The sequence below is a fragment of the Magnetospirillum sp. SS-4 genome (genome assembly GCF_902729425.1).
Classification (GTDB): domain Bacteria; phylum Pseudomonadota; class Alphaproteobacteria; order Rhodospirillales; family Magnetospirillaceae; genus Phaeospirillum.
Genome location: NZ_LR746530.1, coordinates 251,647 through 268,150 on the forward strand (window position 1 = coordinate 251,647; position 16,504 = coordinate 268,150).

General features: G+C 68.5%; 14 protein-coding genes. 10 read left to right on the forward strand and 4 right to left on the reverse strand.

What is annotated here, in order from left to right; genetic code table 11:
- Positions 1 to 5: 5 nt before the first annotated feature.
- On the reverse strand, positions 6 to 689 hold the full coding sequence (locus tag MTBSS4_RS19805; RefSeq protein WP_173985086.1) for a YggS family pyridoxal phosphate-dependent enzyme: 684 nt from the start codon (positions 687 to 689) through the stop codon (positions 6 to 8).
- 30 nt (positions 690 to 719) lie between these two features.
- On the opposite strand from MTBSS4_RS19805, the gene MTBSS4_RS19810 reads away from it, so the two are divergent.
- Positions 720 to 1,331 carry a thiamine phosphate synthase gene (locus tag MTBSS4_RS19810; protein WP_173985087.1) on the forward strand — a complete coding sequence of 204 codons (612 nt, stop codon included), beginning with the start codon at positions 720 to 722 and terminating at the stop codon, positions 1,329 to 1,331.
- Here the strand turns inward: MTBSS4_RS19810 and ribA are convergent.
- Positions 1,323 to 2,435 (reverse strand): GTP cyclohydrolase II, encoded by a 1,113-nt coding sequence (ribA, locus tag MTBSS4_RS19815; protein ID WP_173985088.1) that lies wholly within the window; start codon positions 2,433 to 2,435, stop codon positions 1,323 to 1,325. The two genes, MTBSS4_RS19810 and ribA, sit on opposite strands and share 9 nt — an antisense overlap.
- A gap of 154 nt (positions 2,436 to 2,589) precedes the next feature.
- Here ribA and MTBSS4_RS19820 point away from each other — a divergent pair, with 154 nt between their 5' ends.
- Positions 2,590 to 3,243: a response regulator transcription factor gene (locus MTBSS4_RS19820; protein ID WP_173985089.1), complete on the forward strand. Its 654-nt coding sequence runs from the start codon at positions 2,590 to 2,592 to the stop codon at positions 3,241 to 3,243.
- Here MTBSS4_RS19820 and MTBSS4_RS19825 read toward each other — a convergent pair.
- Positions 3,238 to 4,029 (reverse strand): exodeoxyribonuclease III, encoded by a 792-nt coding sequence (locus tag MTBSS4_RS19825; protein ID WP_254432671.1) that lies wholly within the window; start codon positions 4,027 to 4,029, stop codon positions 3,238 to 3,240. The genes MTBSS4_RS19820 and MTBSS4_RS19825 overlap by 6 nt on opposite strands.
- A gap of 512 nt (positions 4,030 to 4,541) precedes the next feature.
- On the opposite strand from MTBSS4_RS19825, the gene MTBSS4_RS19830 reads away from it, so the two are divergent.
- The 8 genes from MTBSS4_RS19830 to MTBSS4_RS19865 all read left to right on the forward strand — a co-directional run bounded on the left by MTBSS4_RS19830 (position 4,542) and on the right by MTBSS4_RS19865 (position 15,232).
- The gene (locus tag MTBSS4_RS19830; protein ID WP_173985091.1) at positions 4,542 to 4,880 is read left to right on the forward strand and encodes a P-II family nitrogen regulator; all 339 of its coding nucleotides are present in this window, start codon (positions 4,542 to 4,544) and stop codon (positions 4,878 to 4,880) included.
- A 218-nt stretch (positions 4,881 to 5,098) separates the two neighbouring features.
- Complete coding sequence (locus MTBSS4_RS19835) at positions 5,099 to 5,626, forward strand: DUF3576 domain-containing protein (RefSeq protein WP_173985092.1); 528 nt, start codon at positions 5,099 to 5,101, stop codon at positions 5,624 to 5,626.
- A gap of 38 nt (positions 5,627 to 5,664) precedes the next feature.
- A complete protein-coding gene (gene leuS, locus MTBSS4_RS19840; RefSeq protein WP_173985093.1) occupies positions 5,665 to 8,253 on the forward strand; it encodes a leucine--tRNA ligase in 2,589 nt (862 codons plus the stop codon).
- A 175-nt stretch (positions 8,254 to 8,428) separates the two neighbouring features.
- Positions 8,429 to 8,971, forward strand: coding sequence for an LPS assembly lipoprotein LptE (gene lptE / locus MTBSS4_RS19845; RefSeq protein ID WP_173985094.1), 543 nt, complete (start codon positions 8,429 to 8,431; stop codon positions 8,969 to 8,971).
- Positions 8,968 to 9,990, forward strand: coding sequence for a DNA polymerase III subunit delta (gene holA / locus MTBSS4_RS19850; protein ID WP_173985095.1), 1,023 nt, complete (start codon positions 8,968 to 8,970; stop codon positions 9,988 to 9,990). The genes lptE and holA overlap by 4 nt, the downstream gene beginning before the upstream one ends.
- A gap of 193 nt (positions 9,991 to 10,183) precedes the next feature.
- A complete protein-coding gene (locus MTBSS4_RS19855) occupies positions 10,184 to 11,428 on the forward strand; it encodes a porin (RefSeq protein ID WP_173985096.1) in 1,245 nt (414 codons plus the stop codon).
- Between the two features lie 70 nt (positions 11,429 to 11,498).
- Positions 11,499 to 14,066, forward strand: coding sequence for a tetratricopeptide repeat protein (locus MTBSS4_RS19860; RefSeq protein WP_173985097.1), 2,568 nt, complete (start codon positions 11,499 to 11,501; stop codon positions 14,064 to 14,066).
- 134 nt (positions 14,067 to 14,200) lie between these two features.
- Entirely contained in the window at positions 14,201 to 15,232 is a 1,032-nt protein-coding gene (locus MTBSS4_RS19865) for a hypothetical protein (protein WP_173985098.1), read from the forward strand.
- Here the strand turns inward: MTBSS4_RS19865 and MTBSS4_RS19870 are convergent.
- Positions 15,213 to 16,433 (reverse strand): hypothetical protein, encoded by a 1,221-nt coding sequence (locus tag MTBSS4_RS19870; protein WP_173985099.1) that lies wholly within the window; start codon positions 16,431 to 16,433, stop codon positions 15,213 to 15,215. The genes MTBSS4_RS19865 and MTBSS4_RS19870 overlap by 20 nt on opposite strands.
- Between the last annotated feature and the right edge of the window lie 71 nt (positions 16,434 to 16,504).

Here is a 16,504-nt window from a genome sequence, read left to right on the forward strand (position 1 = left end):
ATTCTTCACACTGTCACCTGGGCTCGGTCCCGGTGGCCGAAAATGGCCGAGCCCACCCGGACATGGGTGGCGCCCAGGGCCACCGCCCGGGGATAATCGCCGCTCATGCCCATGCTGAGCAGCGTCAGGCCGTTGCGGGCGGCGATTTCGGCCAGCAGGCGGAAATGCGGATCGGGGTCGTCCCCGTCTGGGGGAATGCACATCAGCCCCTCGACCCGCAATCGGTAGACGTCGCGGCACAGCGCCACCAGGGCGTCGGCCTGATCCGGGTCCACCCCCGCCTTCTGCGGTTCGCGGCCGGTATTGACCTGGACCAGCACGCGGGGCGAGCGGCCCGAGCGGGCGATCTCGTCGGCCAGGGCGCGGGCCAGCTTGGGCCGGTCCACCGTCTCGATCACGTCGAACAGGGCCACCGCGTCGCGTACCTTGTTGCTTTGCAACGGCCCGATCAGGTGCAGTTCCAGGTCGGGATGGGCCGCCTTGAGGGCGGGAAACTTGGCCTTGGCCTCCTGCACCCGGTTCTCGCCGAATATCCGCTGGCCGGCGGCGACGGCCTCGGCCACCGCCTCGGCGGGATGGGTCTTGCCGACCGCCACCAGGGCGACGGCGGCGGGGTCGCGGCCGGCGGCTACCGCCGCCTCGGCGATGCGGGCCTTGACGGCGGCCAGGGCGGCGGTGATGGCGGACAAGATCGGGAATGCTCCTCTATACTTCCTGACATGACCCTAGCAAACGCCGCCCGTTCCCTCAACGCATCCCGCCATCGCCGCTGGCGGGGGCCGGCGCTGCTGCTGGTCACCGACGAGGTCCGGCTGCCCGACCCGCTGCCGGCGATGATGCGTCTGCCGCCCGGCGCCGGCGTGCTGCTGCGCCATTACCGGTCGCCAGACCGCCAGGATCTCGCCCGATCGGTCGCCGCCCTGGCGCGGCGCCGCCGGCTGGTGCTGCTGGTGGCCGGCGACTGGCGGCTGGCGGCGCGGCTGGGGGCCGACGGCCTGCATCTGCCGGAGGGACTGGCCCGCCACGGCGTCCTCGCCCCCGCCCTGGGCTGGCTGAGACGGCGGAATCTGCTGCTGAGCGTGGCCTGCCATTCCCGGAGCGCCCTGGGCCGCGCCGCCCGGCTGGGGGCCGATTCGGCGCTGCTGTCGCCGGCCTTCGCCACCCGCAGCCATGCGGGGGCGACGCCGATCGGGCCGGTCCGTTTCGGGTTGTGGAGCCGCGCCGCCCGGCTGGCGGTGATCGCGCTGGGCGGCGTCGACGGGCGCGGCGCAAGGCGGCTGCCCGGGGGATCGGCCGCCGGGCTGGCGGCCATCGGCGGTTTTCTAGAATAGATGTCCGCCGCGGCTGGCCTTGGTGGCCAGATAGCCGCGATTGTGGTCGTTGGACGGAAAGACGTGCGGCACCCGCTCGGCGACCTGGATGCCGTGGCGGGCCAGCGCCTCGACCTTGCCGGGATTGTTGGTCAGCAGCCGCACGCCGCCGATTCCCAGCAGGCGCAGCATCTGCGCCGCCGGCAGATAGACTCTCTCGTCGTCGTCGAAGCCCAGTTGCAGATTGGCGTCCAGGGTGTCGAAGCCCTCGTCCTGCAACTGATAGGCGCGCAACTTGTTGACCAGGCCGATGCCGCGTCCTTCCTGGGCGAGATAGAGCAATACGCCGCTGCCGGCCTGGGCGATCTCGGCGATGGCGCCGCGCAGCTGGTCGCCGCAATCGCAGCGCAACGACCCCAGCAGGTCGCCGGTGAAGCATTCGGAGTGCAGCCGCGTCAGCACCGGCTGGTCCGGATCGGGATCGCCGATGACGATGGCGAGGTGCTCGATGCCGCCGTCCGACGGGCGGAAGGCGACGATGCGGGCGTTTTCAGCGTTTTCCAGCGGTACCCGGGCCTCGCTGACCTGACGCAGGCTGCGGGCGGCGGTGGTCTGGTAGGCGGCGATGTCGGCGGCCTCGACCGCGATGACGTCGGCGGGGGGAAGTCCGGTCGCGGCGATCACCGCCGCCGGCAGCAGCCGCGACAGCTTGGCCAGCGACACCGCCGCCGGACCAAGTCCGGCCGCCGGTTCGACATCAAGCCCGGACAGATCGGGGATTCCCAGCGAGCGGGCGCAGGGATCGGCGAGGAAGGCTATCGTTTTCGTATCGAAACCAGTCTTGCCGCTGATTCGGTAGACCCCGGATTCGGCCTCGGTCAGGCCAAGGACGCCGGCGCGCCGCCCGGTCAGCAGCAGGACCGGCGTGCCGCCCGAGGCCGAGGCCAGCCGCGCCAGGGTTTCGTCCGCCACCGCCTCGGCGGCCAGCATCAGCACGGCGGCGCCGGAATCGCGCACCAGGACCAGACCGCCCCGGCGCAGTTCGGCGATGGCGCGGTCCACCGTGATCAGGGGCTGGGGAGCTGGCGTTTCCGGTCGGGGGGCGATGTCGAGATGCCGGGTCACGGACGATGTTCCAGGGGCTGGGGCGAAACGAGGGCCGAACCATACAGGCTTTCCGCCAGGGGCAAAAGGGCCTTGGGCAGTGGGTGTCTATGCCGTCGCCGCCCCATGCGATATGGTGATGCCGTCATACCGCTTCCGATGGGGGACGGGGTTCATGGGCGGCTCATCCCGCATTCTCCTGATCATCGCCGACCCGATGCTGCGCCAGACCGTGGCCGAGCATCTGGGCGGCCCGGCCGGACTGGCGGTGACCGAGGCCGGTTCGGTGGCCGAGGTCCCGGCCACGGCCATCGGCCACGATGTGGTGGTGATCGACCAGGACGGCCTTGCGCCCGATTCCTGCCGCATCCTGCGCGAGGCCGGCGTGGCCGCGCCGCTGCTGCTGCTGTGCGGTCCGGGGGGCGCGCCTCCCGGCTGCGTCGCCGACGCGGTGCTGGCCAAGCCCCTGCGGCTGGGGGGGCTGGCCGCCCGTGTCGCCGAATTGCTGGCCCGCCGGCCCGCGCCGGCCGGGTTGCGCCTCGGTCCCTGGCTGTTCCAGGCCGAACGGCGCCTCTTGAGCCGGGCCGGCGGCGGCGGTGTCCGCCTTACCGGCAAGGAGGCGGCCATCCTGGATCGGCTCGGCCGGGCGAACGGGCAGGTGGTGCCGCGCGAGATTCTGCTGGAGGAGGTGTGGGGCTATTCCGCCGCCATCGCCACCCACACCCTGGAAACCCATATCTACCGGCTGCGTCGCAAGATCGAATCGGAGCCGGCCGCCGCCGGCCTGCTGGTGACCGAAAGCGGCGGCTACCGCCTCGCCCTGCTATAGCTCCACGTCCACCATCACCGGCACATGATCGGATGGCTGGACCCACGAGCGGACTTCCCGCGCCACCAGGGCGGCGCGCAGGCCGGCCGCCAGAGCCGGCGTCACCCAGACATGGTCGAGCCGGCGGCCGCGATCGTTCTTCCGCCAGTCGGGCGAGCGATAGCTCCACCAGGTGAACAGGCGCTCGGACGGCGGCACGAAATGGCGCACCGCGTCGACGAACGGCACCGAGGCTTGCAGGGCGTTCAGCAGGTCCACCTCCGCCGGGGTGTGGCTGACCACGCGCAGCAATTGCTTGTGCGACCACACGTCGGTTTCCAGCGGCGCGATATTGAAGTCACCGGCGACGATCACCTTGTCGGCGGGGCGGACCGAGCCTTTGAACCAGGCGGCGACTTCTCGGACGAACTCCAGCTTGTGGGCGAACTTGTCGTTGGCCTCGGGGTCGGGAATGTCGCCGCCGGCCGGAACGTAGAGGCTGTGGACCTGGACGCCGTCTTCGAGCACCGCCACCAGATGGCGGCGGTCGTCGCGTCCGCACCACGACGGCGTCCGGATCTCGGCGATGGGCAGGCGGGACAGGATGGCGACGCCGTTATAGCCCTTCATGCCGTGGAAGGCGACGTGGGGATAGCCCAGCTCGCGGCACTCGGCCAGTGGAAACAAGGCGTCTTCCACCTTGATCTCCTGAAGGCAGATCAGGTCGGGGGACATGAAGGAGACCAGCCGCCGCAGATGATCGATGCGCAGGCGGATCGAATTGATGTTCCAGGTGACGAGGCGCAAGGCGGCAATCCCCCATGTCCGAGAATAAGCAGGCCGCCGATAGCACGAAAAGAGCGCCCGGTCAGGGGGGTAACCGGGCGCTCTATTGGCTCCGTGAGGAGCGTGGGGTGGCAGGGGAGACCGACCCCACCGGCCAGACCGTTGCAGTCTCGGCCGTCCTTTTTGGAATCTGGTGCGGCCGGGGCAGGTTCCCAGCCATAGCTTTCGCATGACAGATATGCATGAAACGCATATGTCGATGGCGTAGCGCAGGAAACAGGCAGGCTGGGCGATTGTCGCCTAATATTAAGGCAGATGCTTCGTCCCGTCGGCGGACGAAACGGCGGAAACGCTGGGAAGACCAGCCGGCGCGGCCGCCGGCGCGGCGCGGCACGGTCCTTGAAAGGGAAGGGGGGCGGAAGAAGCGCAAGGCGGCTTGCAACCGATCAACCGTGGTCCACAATCCGGTCCGCCCTCAGTCAGGCGGCATTTCCGCGCCGGAACGGACCCTTGGAATTCAATGGGGACGACAGATGAAGCTGATCATGGCCATCATCAAGCCCTTCAAGCTGGACGAAGTCCGCGAGGCGCTCACGCCGCTTGGGGTGCAGGGCCTGACCGTGAGCGAGGTCAAGGGATTCGGCCGCCAGAAGGGACAGACCGAAATCTATCGCGGCGCCGAATACGTGGTGAACTTCCTGCCCAAGGTGAAGATCGAGGTCGCCGTCAACGACGATCTCGCCGATCGCGTGGTGGAGGCCATCCAGACCGCCGCCCGCACCGGCAAGATCGGCGACGGCAAGATCTTCGTCTCCGACATCCAGCAGGCCTTCCGCATCCGTACCGGCGAAAGCAACGCCGAGGCGCTGTAGCGGCCCGCGTCCCGGCGCTCATCCATCCGATCGGACCACCCGGCCGGCGCCCTTGCATCGGCCGGGTGGCGTTTTGCCTGGGGATGTCGGATTCCACGCTTGCCGCCGGGGGGTGTCTCGTTGCATTCTCGGCCGGCGGAATCGGTTTGTCGGTTTCGCGGGCCTTTCGTGCGCCAACAGGCCGTTTCCTGCGGGGATGCGGCGGGATGAAAAGTGACATGATGAGGAAGAATTTCGCCGCCGTCGCCACCCTTGCCGCCTTCGGCGCCGCGATCTCGCTGTCGGCCTGCGACAAGACCGAGGCCATCTATCCGACCTACGAGAAGAATCAGAACGCGCCTCGCATGTCCAACGAGAAGCGTGAAACCATCTTCGGGCCGGAGGGATTGTTCGGCAAGTCCAAGCCGGAAGGCGAGGGAGCCGGCATCGGCGTCAACGCCTTCCTGTGGCGGGCCTCGCTCGACACCATCTCGTTCATGCCCATCACCACGGCCGACGCCTTCGGCGGCACCATCATCACCGATTGGTACCAGCTGCCCGAGACGCCCAACGAGCGCTACAAGGTCAACGTCTTCATCATGGACCGCACGCTCCGCGCCGACGGCGTCAAGGTGTCGCTGTTCAAGCAGGCCCGCGATTCCGGCGGCAACTGGGTCGATGTCCGGGTTGATCCGCGCATGGCCACCGACCTGGAGAACTCGATCCTGACCCGGGCCAGGCAGCTGCGCGTCGTCTCGACCGAATAGACCTTCCGCCTCTTCCTGTCATCAGCAACGGACCAACCATGTCGCGCCCAGACGGCACCACTGGCGAACGCTATAACGTCAAGGAAACCGAAGCCAAGTGGCAGCGCGTCTGGGACGAGCGCCGCTGCTTCGAGGTGTCCGAGGACCCCGCCCGCCCCAAGTACTATGTGCTGGAGATGTTTCCCTATCCGTCGGGGCGCATCCACATGGGCCATGTCCGCAACTACACCCTGGGCGACGTGGTGGCCCGCTATAAGCGCGCCCGCGGCTTCAACGTGCTGCATCCCATGGGCTGGGACGCCTTCGGCCTGCCCGCCGAGAACGCCGCCATCGCCAACAACGTCCATCCCGCCAAGTGGACGCGGGAAAACATCGCCGCCATGCGCGAGCAGCTGAAGTCCATGGGCCTGTCCTACGACTGGCGGCGCGAGGTGGCGACCTGCGAGCCCGAGTACTACCGCCACGAACAGAGGATGTTCCTGGATTTCCTCGAAGCCGGGCTGGTCTACCGCAAGGAATCCTGGGTCAACTGGGACCCGGTGGAAAATACCGTGCTCGCCAACGAGCAGGTGATCGACGGCCGCGGCTGGCGTTCCGGCGCCCTGGTGGAAAAGCGGCTGCTGTCGCAGTGGTTCCTCAAGATCACCGATTACGCCCAGGACCTGCTCGACAGCCTGGCGACGCTGGAGCGCTGGCCCGAGCGGGTCCGCCTGATGCAGGAGAACTGGATCGGCCGTTCCGAGGGCGCCCGGCTGCTGTTCGAACTGGAGGGGCGCCCCGACGGGCTGGAGGTGTTCACCACCCGCCCCGACACCCTGTTCGGCGCCAAATTCGTCGCCATCGCCGCCAACCATCCCCTGGCCACCGAACTGGCCGCCGACAATCCGGCCCTGGCCGGGTTCGTCGCCGAGTGCAACCGCATGGGCACCTCGGAAGCCGCCATCGAGACCGCCGAGAAGAAAGGCTTCGATACCGGCATCCGCGCCGTCCATCCCTTCGACCCCTCCTGGACCTTGCCGGTCTATGTCGCCAATTTCGTGCTGATGGATTACGGCTCCGGCGCCATCTTCGGCTGCCCGGCCCACGATCAGCGCGATCTCGACTTCGCCAACAAGTACGGCCTGGGCTGGACCCAGGTGGTCGAGCCGGTCTCCGGCAAGGAGGACGTCGCCGCCGCCATCGCCAGGGGCGAGGCCTATGCCGGCGACGGCGTCGCCGTCAATTCCCGCTTTCTCGACGGCCTTGGCGTCGAGGAGGCCAAGGCCGAGGCCATCCGCCGCATCGAGGAGATGAAGCGCGGCAGCCGCACCATCAACTACCGCCTGCGCGATTGGGGCGTGTCGCGCCAGCGCTACTGGGGCTGCCCGATTCCGGTGATCCACTGCGAATCCTGCGGCGTGGTGCCGGTGCCGGCGGCCGAGCTGCCGGTGGTGCTGCCCGAGGATGTCGGCTTCGACAAGCCCGGCAATCCGCTGGACCATCATCCGACCTGGAAGCATGTGGCCTGCCCCCGATGCGGCAAGCCGGCCCGGCGCGAGACCGACACCTTCGACACCTTCTTCGAATCCAGCTGGTACTTCGCCCGCTTCACTTCGCCGGACCGTGCCGACGTGGCCTTCGACCGGGCGGCGGCGGATTACTGGATGCCGGTGGACCAGTATATCGGCGGCATCGAGCATGCCGTGCTGCATCTGCTTTACTCCCGCTTCTTCACCCGCGCCCTGAAGGATTGCGGCTATCTGGGCGTCAAGGAGCCGTTCGCCGGCCTGCTGACCCAGGGCATGATCTGCCACGAGACCTACAAGTCCGAGGACGGCCAGTGGCTGTATCCGACCGAGGTCGCCGCCGGTCCCGACGGCGGGCTGGTCCATGCCGGAACCGGCCGGCCGGCCAGTGCCGGCCGTTCGGAAAAGATGAGCAAGTCCAAGAAGAACGTGGTCGATCCCGCCGGCATCATCGACGGCTACGGCGCCGACACCGCCCGGCTGTTCATGCTGTCCGACAGCCCGCCCGAGCGCGATCTCGACTGGACCGAATCCGGCATCGACGGCGCCTGGCGCTACGTCAACCGGCTGTGGCGCATGACCGCCGCCGCCGGCCTGCCGGCCAGGGGCGCCGCCATGCCCGACCTGGGGGCCGAGGCCTTCAAGGTCCGCCGGCTGGTGCATCGCACCATCGCCCAGGTGGGAGACGACCTCGAACGCTTCCACTTCAACAAGGCGGTGGCCCGCATCCGCGAGATGACCAACGGCCTGGCCGAGCTGGACGCCGCCCAGGCCGATCACGCCTGGGTGCTGCGGGAAGGGCTGGAAGCCGCCGCCCGCCTGATCGGCCCGATGATGCCGCATCTGGCCGAGGAGATGTGGGCGATGCTGGGGGGCGACGGCCTGCTGGCCGACGCGGCGTGGCCGGCGGCCGAACCCGCCTTGCTGGTGGACGACAGCGTCACCGTGGCGGTGCAGGTCAACGGCAAGCTGCGCGCCACCATCGAGCTGCCCAAGGACGCCGATTCCGCCGTGGCGGAGCGGACGGCGCTTGCGCAACCCCAGGTCATTTCGGCAATGTCGGGAAAACCCGCCCGCAAGGTGGTGGTGGTTCCGAACCGGATCGTCAATGTGGTGGTCTAGAGCTTATATATTTAGTGCCCTCAGGCGCCGGCGCATGCCTCCGCATGCTTGGCTGTCCTCGCTTGCGCCTTTGCTAACGCTTCGGCACCGCTGCGGCGCCCTCAACGGGCATAGTCGCTTCGCTCCGTTATTCTCGGTAACCATACTTTTTGTGGCGTTACTGGCGCTGGGTCCCATGGGCTGCGGCTTCAGTCCGCTTTACGCCCGTGGCGGCGAAGCCCCGGCGGCCGGTTCGGTCAGCGAGGATCTGTCGCGCATCCGCATCGCCCCCATCAAGGACCGCCTGGGCCAGCAATTGCGCAATGCCCTGGTCCAGCGCATCACCCCCAGGGGCGAACCGGCCGACTACCTTTATATCCTGACGGTCACCGTGTCGGAGAGCACCACCGACCTGGGCTATCGCCGCGACAATCTGGCCACCCTGGGCAATCTTACCTTGTCGGCGAATATCAACGTGCAGGGCGACGGGTTTTCCATTTATGGCGGCGTCGCCAATTCGGTGGCCAGCTTCGACTACATCGGTCCGCGCTATGCCAGTATCGCCAACGAACGCGATGCCCGCGACCGCGCCATCGTTCAGCTGGCCGACGACATTCGTGGCCAGGTGGCGGCGGCCATCGCCCGCTATCGGGCCAATCCCGGCGACGTCCGGTATCGGCGCGGCGACAGCGTCGATTATCTCGGCCGCCGGGTCTCGCCGCCGGCGGAGCGGCGGTGAAGCTTTCCGGCGCCCGCGTCGAAGCCTTTCTGCGGTCGCCCGACCCGAAAATCCGCGCCGTGCTGGTGTTCGGGCCGGATTCCGGCCTGGTGCGCGAGCGGGTCCAGCGCCTGATCCAGGGCGTGGTCGACAATCCGTCCGACCCGTTCCGCGTCGCCGAGCTCAGCCCGGCCATGCTCAAGGCGGAACCGTCCCGCCTGCTGGACGAGGCCGGCGCCATGGCGCTGGGCGGCGGACGCCGGGTGGTGGTGCTGCGCGACGCCGGCGACAGCCACAGCGCCGCCCTGTCGGCGGTGCTGGCCGAGGCCAGGGGCGATTCCCTGGTGGTGGTGGAAGGCGGCGAGCTGGGGCCGCGCTCGTCCTTGCGCAAGCTGGCCGAAGGCGCCGACAACGCCGCCGCCCTGGCCTGCTACGCCGACGAGGGCGGCTCGCTGGCCGCCGTCATCTCGGAAGAGCTGAAGGCCGCCGGCCTGATGGCCGAGCCCGACGCCATGGCCTATCTCATCGATCATCTCGGCGGCGACCGCCGCCTGACCCGGGCCGAACTGGGCAAGCTGGCGCTGTACATGGGCGGGCCGGGCCGGATCGGCCTGGATGACGCCATCGCCTGCGTCGGCGACACCGCCGCGCTCGGCCTCGACGATCTGGCGCTGGCCACCGCCGACGGCGACCACGCCGGGGCGCAGCGGGTGCTGGACCGGCTGCTGCGGGAAGGCGCCCATCCGGTGGCGATGCTGCGCGGGGTGTCGCGCCATTTCCTGCGGTTGCATCTGGCCGCCGGCCATCTGGCCCGGGGCAAGCCGATGGATCAGGCCATGGCGGGGCTGAAGCCGCCGGTGATCTTCAAGGCGGTCGACCGTTTTCGCCGCCAGCTTGGGCGCTGGCCGGTGGACCGGCTGGGCCGCGCCCTGGACGTGCTGACCGAGGCCGAGGCCGATTGCAAGACCACCGGCATGCCCGCCGCCGAGATCGCGTCCCGCGCCCTGATGATGATCGCCCGCGCCGCCGCGCGGCGCTGAGACCGGCCTTGTCCGCGTCCCTCTCCGGCCCCATGTGTTGCGTTCATGTCACACTGCGCGTGTTTCGACACAGAAGCCGCCGGGGCCGCTTGATCTTTGCCGGACCCTATGGCGATATGTCGCAGTTCGTTCATTTGGATAGCGGGTGTGGCCATTGGGGGTCGGCATCTGGAAGCCAAAGAGAGGAGATACCATGAAGAAGTTTCTGTTCGCCAGCACCGCGCTGGTCGCCGCCGGGATGATGAATGCCGGCGCCGCCGACGCCGCCGACAAGATCAAGTTGAACCTGGGCGGTTACTCCAAGTGGTGGGTGATGGGCGCCTGGCAGGATGAGGACCATCTTGACGCTCGCGGCCTCAAGGCGACCAATTTCGACGTCAAGGGCGCCAACGAGATCAATTTCTCGGGCAGCACCAAGCTGGACAACGGCCTGACCGTCGGCGTGTTCGCCAGCCTGACCGGCGGCGGCCACTCCGACATGACCACCGATCCGATCGACGCCAGCTACGCCTGGGTCCAGGGCGGCTTCGGTAAGGTCCTGCTCGGCAACCATCCGAACGCCATCGTCCTGACCCATGTCACCGCTCCCGATGCGGCCCATGGCCAGCTCGGCGCGTCGATGATGGGCGCCAACTTCGCCGTCAACCGTACTGCCAACCGGGTGATGGGCCTGCACCAGCGCGCTGGCTGGACCACCTCGACCAACACCACCGCCCCGATCGACGACAACAAGGCCGAGAAGATCAGCTACATCGCGCCGAGCTTCATGGGCCTGACCCTGGGCGCCACCCTGGTCCCCAGCGTCGTCCGCGAGGACACCCGCGCCCAGCCGGGCAACCGCGCCCTGGGCTGGGGCGTCGGCGGCGTCTACGCCAACACCTTCGGCCCGGTCGGCCTGAAGGTTTCGGGCGGCTATCTGCACTACAACCTGTTCCGGGACACCAACGGTGCTGAACACGGCATCGACACCCTGTCGACCGGCGCCCAGCTGTCCTATGCCGGCTTCACCCTGGGTTCGTCCTGGACCCGCGCCACCCATGATCAGGCCCGGACCGTCACCAGCGCCGGCAACGTTGGTGCCACCTCCAACCTCGGCGGCGTCATCGGCGGCGTGGACTGGTCGCTTCAGAAGGGTGGTTCTGTCGATTACGGCGGGCAGGGCTTCGACATCGGCCTGCAGTACGCCAGCGGCCCGTACGCGGTCAGCTTCGTCTACTTCCATTCGGAAGTGGAAGGCGCGATCGCCTTCGAAGGCAAGGACACCATCAACATGTACCAGGCCTCGGGCAAGTACAACATCGGCCCGGGCGTGGACATCCTCGCCATGGCCGGCTACGCCGAGTACCAGTCGGAACTGTCCGCCAACGGCTCCGCCTACAGCAATATCAACGCCAACAGCGGCTACGCTTTCGGCACCGGTCTGTCTCTGACCTTCTAATCGGTCAAGGACGAACTACGCTAAGGGAGAGGGTGGCTTCGGCCACCCTCTTTTCTTTTGGGAATTCCCTATGTCGCAAGACCTGATCGACCGGGCCCTGGCCTTTCATCGCGCCGGCCAGTTGGGCAAGGCCGAGCCGCTGTACCGCGAGGTCCTGAGCTGTGATCCCGGCAACGCCGCCGCCCTGCATCTGATGGGGGTGATGGCGCTTCAGACCGGCCATCCCGACCATGCGGTGGAATGGATCGGCCGCGCCCTGGCGGCCCGGCCGGATTTTCCCGAGGCCCACAACAATCTCGGCAACGCGCTGAAGGCCATGAACCGGACCGAGGCGGCGGCGACGTCGTTTCGCCGCGCCCTGGAGCTGCGTCCGGACATGGCCGAGGCCCACAACAATCTGGGTATCTGCCTGCTGGGCCTGGATCGGGCCGGCGATGCTTGTACCGCTTTCGAAACGGCCATTGGCCTGCGCCCGGATTACCCCGAGGCCACTGCCGGCCGCGCCCAGGCGCTGGAACGGCTGGGCCGCTGGGCCGATGCGGCGGCGGCGTGGAACGCCGCCATCGCCCTGGTTCCGGGCGTGGGGGATTTCCGCAATTCCCTGGGCAATTGCCTGCGCCGGCTGGGGCGGCTGAATGACGCCGCCGAGGCCTATGGCGAGGCGGTTCGCCTGCGGCCCGATTTCGTCGAGTTTCACGTCAATCACGGCGTCGCCCTGACCGATTGCCGGCGGCTGGGCGAGGCCGAATCCCGCCTGCGCGCCGCCCTGGCCCTGGTTCCCGACCACGTCCGCGCCACCATCGCGCTGGGCATCGTCCTGGGTCTGGGCGACAGACTGGATGACGCCGCCGAAACATTGCGCCGGGCGGTGGATCTGGCCCCGGATTTCCCGCCGGCCCACGTCAATCTCGGCCTGATCCTGCTGCGAACCGGCGAACTGGACGAGGCCGTCCGGTGCCAACATGCCGCCCTTCGCCTGCAACCCGAATATGCCCTGGCCCATAACGGCCTGGCCATGGCGCTGGCGGCGCGGCAATCGCCGGATCAGGCGCTGGACTCGGTCGCTACCGCCCTTCGCCTGCGCCCCGATCTGGCCGAGGCCCACCTTACCCGCGCCAATATCCTGAAGATGCTGGGCCGCAAGGAGGAATGCGCCGCCGCATTGAAGGAGGCGGCGCGGCTCAATCCGGCCTCGGCCGAGATCCATACCGCCCTGGGACGGGTTCTGTTCGAACAGTGGCTGCTGGACGACGCGGTCGCCGCCCATCGGCAGGCCCTGGAGTTGTGGCCCGATTTCCCGGCCGCCCAGCTCAATCTGGGCAACGCCTTGCAGGCGCTGGACCGGCAGCAGGACGCCGCGCTGCTGTACGAGGCGGTGATTTCCCGTCACCCCGATCATGCGCTGGCCTTCGGCAACCTTTTGAACAACATCATGTATCGCGACGATCTCGACGCCGAGGCGGTGGGAGAGGCGCACCGCCGCTATGGCCGCGCCATGGCCCGGCCGCGGCCGGATTCGTCCGATCCGGCGGGGACGGCGTCCGATTCCGGCAAAATTCGGATCGGGTACCTGTCGTCGGACCTGCGTAACCATCCGGTGGGGACCAATCTGCTGCCGCTGATCCGGAACCATGATCGTTCCGCATTCGAAATACACTTTTACGCCCATGTAAGCAAGACCGACGCCCATACCGACGAGTTCCGCGCCCTGGCCGATGGCTGGCACGACATCACCGCCCTGACCGATGCCGCCGCCGCCGCCCGGATTCGCGCCGACGGCATCGACATTCTGGTCAGCCTGGCCGGCCGGTTCGACCAGAACCGCCCCCAGATCTGCGCGTTCCGGCCGGCGCCCATCCAGATTTCCATGCACGACGTCGCCACCAGCGGCCTGGAGGAGATGGACTATATCGTCGGGGACGGCCGTCTGCTGGCCCGGCCCAGCGCCGAGTATTTCAGCGAGCGGCGTCTGCGGCTGCCCAGCTTCTACGTCGCCGGGCCGCCGCCAGGCGCGTCGCCGGTTCCCGCCGTCCCCCGCCACGGCCCGCCGGTGTTTTGCAGCTTCAACAACCCCATCAAGATTTCCCCGACGATCGCCCGGGCGTGGGGGGCCATTCTCGCCGCCCTGCCGGATTCCAGGCTGGTCCTCAAATTCCACGAGGCCTATGGATCGCCGACCCTTCGCGAACGCCTGTCCGAACGGCTGATCGCGGCCGGCGCCCGGCCCGGCCAGATCGAGATGGTGGGGACCAAGGAGCCCTACGAGGCCTTCATCGCCCGGTATCACCATGTGGACGTCGCCCTGGACACCGCCCCGTTCAGCGGGTCGACCACCAGTTTCCAGGCCCTGTCCATGGGGGTGCCGGTTCTGACCATGCCCCAGGACCGCATGGTCAGTCGCTGGACCGCCTCGATGCTGCGCACCGTCCGGCTGCCCGGGCTGATCGCCGACGGTCCCGAGGATTACGTGGCCAAGGCCATCGCCCTGGCCCGGTCGGTGGACGACTGGCGCGGCCGCCGGGCCGAGCTGAGCCAGCGGACGCTGGCGTCGTCGCTGTGCGACGGTCCCGGCTGGACCCGGCGGCTGGAGCGGCTCTACCGGGCGGTGTGGCAGAGGCATCGCCGGGGGCGGCGGTAGGAAGAAACTGCCGCCATCCTCGGGCCAAGACCCGATAATGCCGGCTTCCCGACAGGCGTGGCTGTTTGATATCAATAGGTTATGGTTGGCATCACCCTTGCAAGACTGTTTCCGCCCTTGCTCTGAGGTGAGTCATGTCGGTTTCCGCCGTATCGTCCCCCGTCCAGCCGTCCGACACGCTCGAGTCGATCGTGCCCCGGCTGCCGTCGGAAAATGCCGCCACCGCCAACCCTGATTCGTCGCGGCTTGGCATGTTCGCCGAGGGTGACGACGAACCGTCGTTCTGGGATTTCCTCGACGTCATCAACCCGCTTCAGCACATTCCCATCGTCAATTCCGTCTATCGGGAACTGACCGGCGACAAGATCGGCGTCGGCGCCCGTCTGGTCGGGGGAACCCTGTTCGGCGGCCCCATCGGCCTGATCGGGGCCGCGTTGAACAGCGTGCTGGAAGAGGCCACCGGCCATGACGCCGGCGGTCATCTGATCGCCCTGTTCAAGGACGAGAACGCCCCGGCCGCCGCCACCGCCGTGGCCGCCGCGCCGTCGACCCCGCCGGCATCGGCAGATGCAACGCCGTCCATCGGCAAGACCGAGGATGTGACCGCCGCCCGGCCGGTGCTGCTGCCCGACATGCCGGAGTCCGCCGCCGGCCGGCCGGTCGCGGACGCTTCCACCCCCGGGGCCGCCATCGCCCAGGCCGCCGCCACTCCGCCGTCCGTCCAGGCGGCCGTCCAGGCCGCGCCACCGCCGCCGGCCGCCGCCCCGGTTGCTCCGGTGGCCGCCGCCGAGCACAATCCGATGCCGCTTCTGAACAGTCGCCAGGGCCGTCTGATGCCGTTGCCGCCCCGAACCACGCCGGTCGCCACCCGCTCGCCGCCGGCGCTCGGCATTGCCATTTCCAACAACAGTTCCCGGTCCAATACCCCCATCACCGGCTCGCAACCCAGCCGCACGCCGGTCAGCCCGGCCATGGTGCAGCAGATGGCGGCGAGTCAGGCCGCCGGCGGTTCGTCGGGATTGTCGGCCATCGCCGGCCAGCCCGCCGCCCCGTCGTCGTCCGGCGACTGGTTCAGCGGCGCCATGATGGATGGCCTGTCAAAGTACGAGCGCAACGCCCGCCTGGGCAAACCGGCGCCGCCAGGGATCATTTCCGAGATGCAATGACATTGGGGGGCGACTTTCCGGAGGCGCCGAACATCCTGGCGATGAAGGCGACCAGATCGGGCAGGGGAGTGTCCTGCGTGACACCGGCGGCCTTGGCGCGTTCGACGAATTTGGCGACGTAGTCCAGATTGCCCGGCACGCCGAACGAGCGGCGGAACATGTCCTCGCCCAGGTGGTCGTGGATGTTGAGCGCCGTCACCGCCAGCTGGTCGGTCCGCAATCCCAGTTCGCCCACCAGCATCCTGGCCGGCAACCCGCCCATCTCGGACAGCAGGCCGGTGATGCGCACCATCTGCTCGGCGTTGGGCAGCTGGGCGCGGACGTCGGGGTCGAGCAGCGTCGTGGTGAAGGCCGCCGGCCGCAGCCGTTTCTGGTCCGGAGTGAGAACATCGGCCAACCGCGCCCGCCGGTCGGTTCCGGCGGAGGCCGGAACCGGCGCCTCCTCCACCGGCCTGATCGGGTCGACCGGCCGTTCGGCGGCGACGGGCTTGGGAGAGTCGGTCCTGGCGGGTTGCAGGAAGGTCGGAATGGCCTCGGGCAGGGTCGAGGGCACCGGTGGATCGTTCGGGCTTTTCTTCAGGCGGCGGATATCCTCGGGAACCTTGTAGTCGAGGATGCGCTTGCCCAGGCGGCGGACCAGCTGCGGCGACAAGGTGGAATATTCCTGGACCAGCGGCACTTGCCAGTCGTGCCGCAGATGCTCCTTGAAGGCGTCGTAGAGCGCCTCGCCGCGGCCCCGCGCCGGGGCCTGCGCCGTCTGGCCGGCGGAAAACAGACGGACCAGGCGTTCCATCAGGCCGCCGCCGCCTTCGGCCCTGGGCGCGGTCCGGCCGCCGCCCTTGAGCGAGCGGTTGCCGCCGTCCAGGCGTTTGCGGAAGTGGCGCTTGGCGTGGGTGCGGACCACCATGGCGACCACGTCGTCGAGCGAACGTCCGCAGGCCAGCAAGGCGTCGGCCTCGTCCACCGCCACCCCCTGCTGATCCACCAGCAGGGCGCGGAAGCGTTCGGTATTGGCGCGAAAGGCCTTGAAGCAGCGATCCAGCAACTCGGGATCGTCCAGCACATGTTCCAGCACGCCCCGGCGCGGCAGCTTCTTCAGTTCGGGAACCAGCTGGGCCATGACCTCGGCCACCGGACCTTCGAGGGTCAGGTTGATCCTGCGGACGATTTCGGCCTGGGATTCGGAGGGCAACCGCGGCATCGACGATCCGATCTGGTCAGCGTCTCTCCGGATGTTAGGGCCGAATTCAGGGAACGCCCAGCCCTACCTTC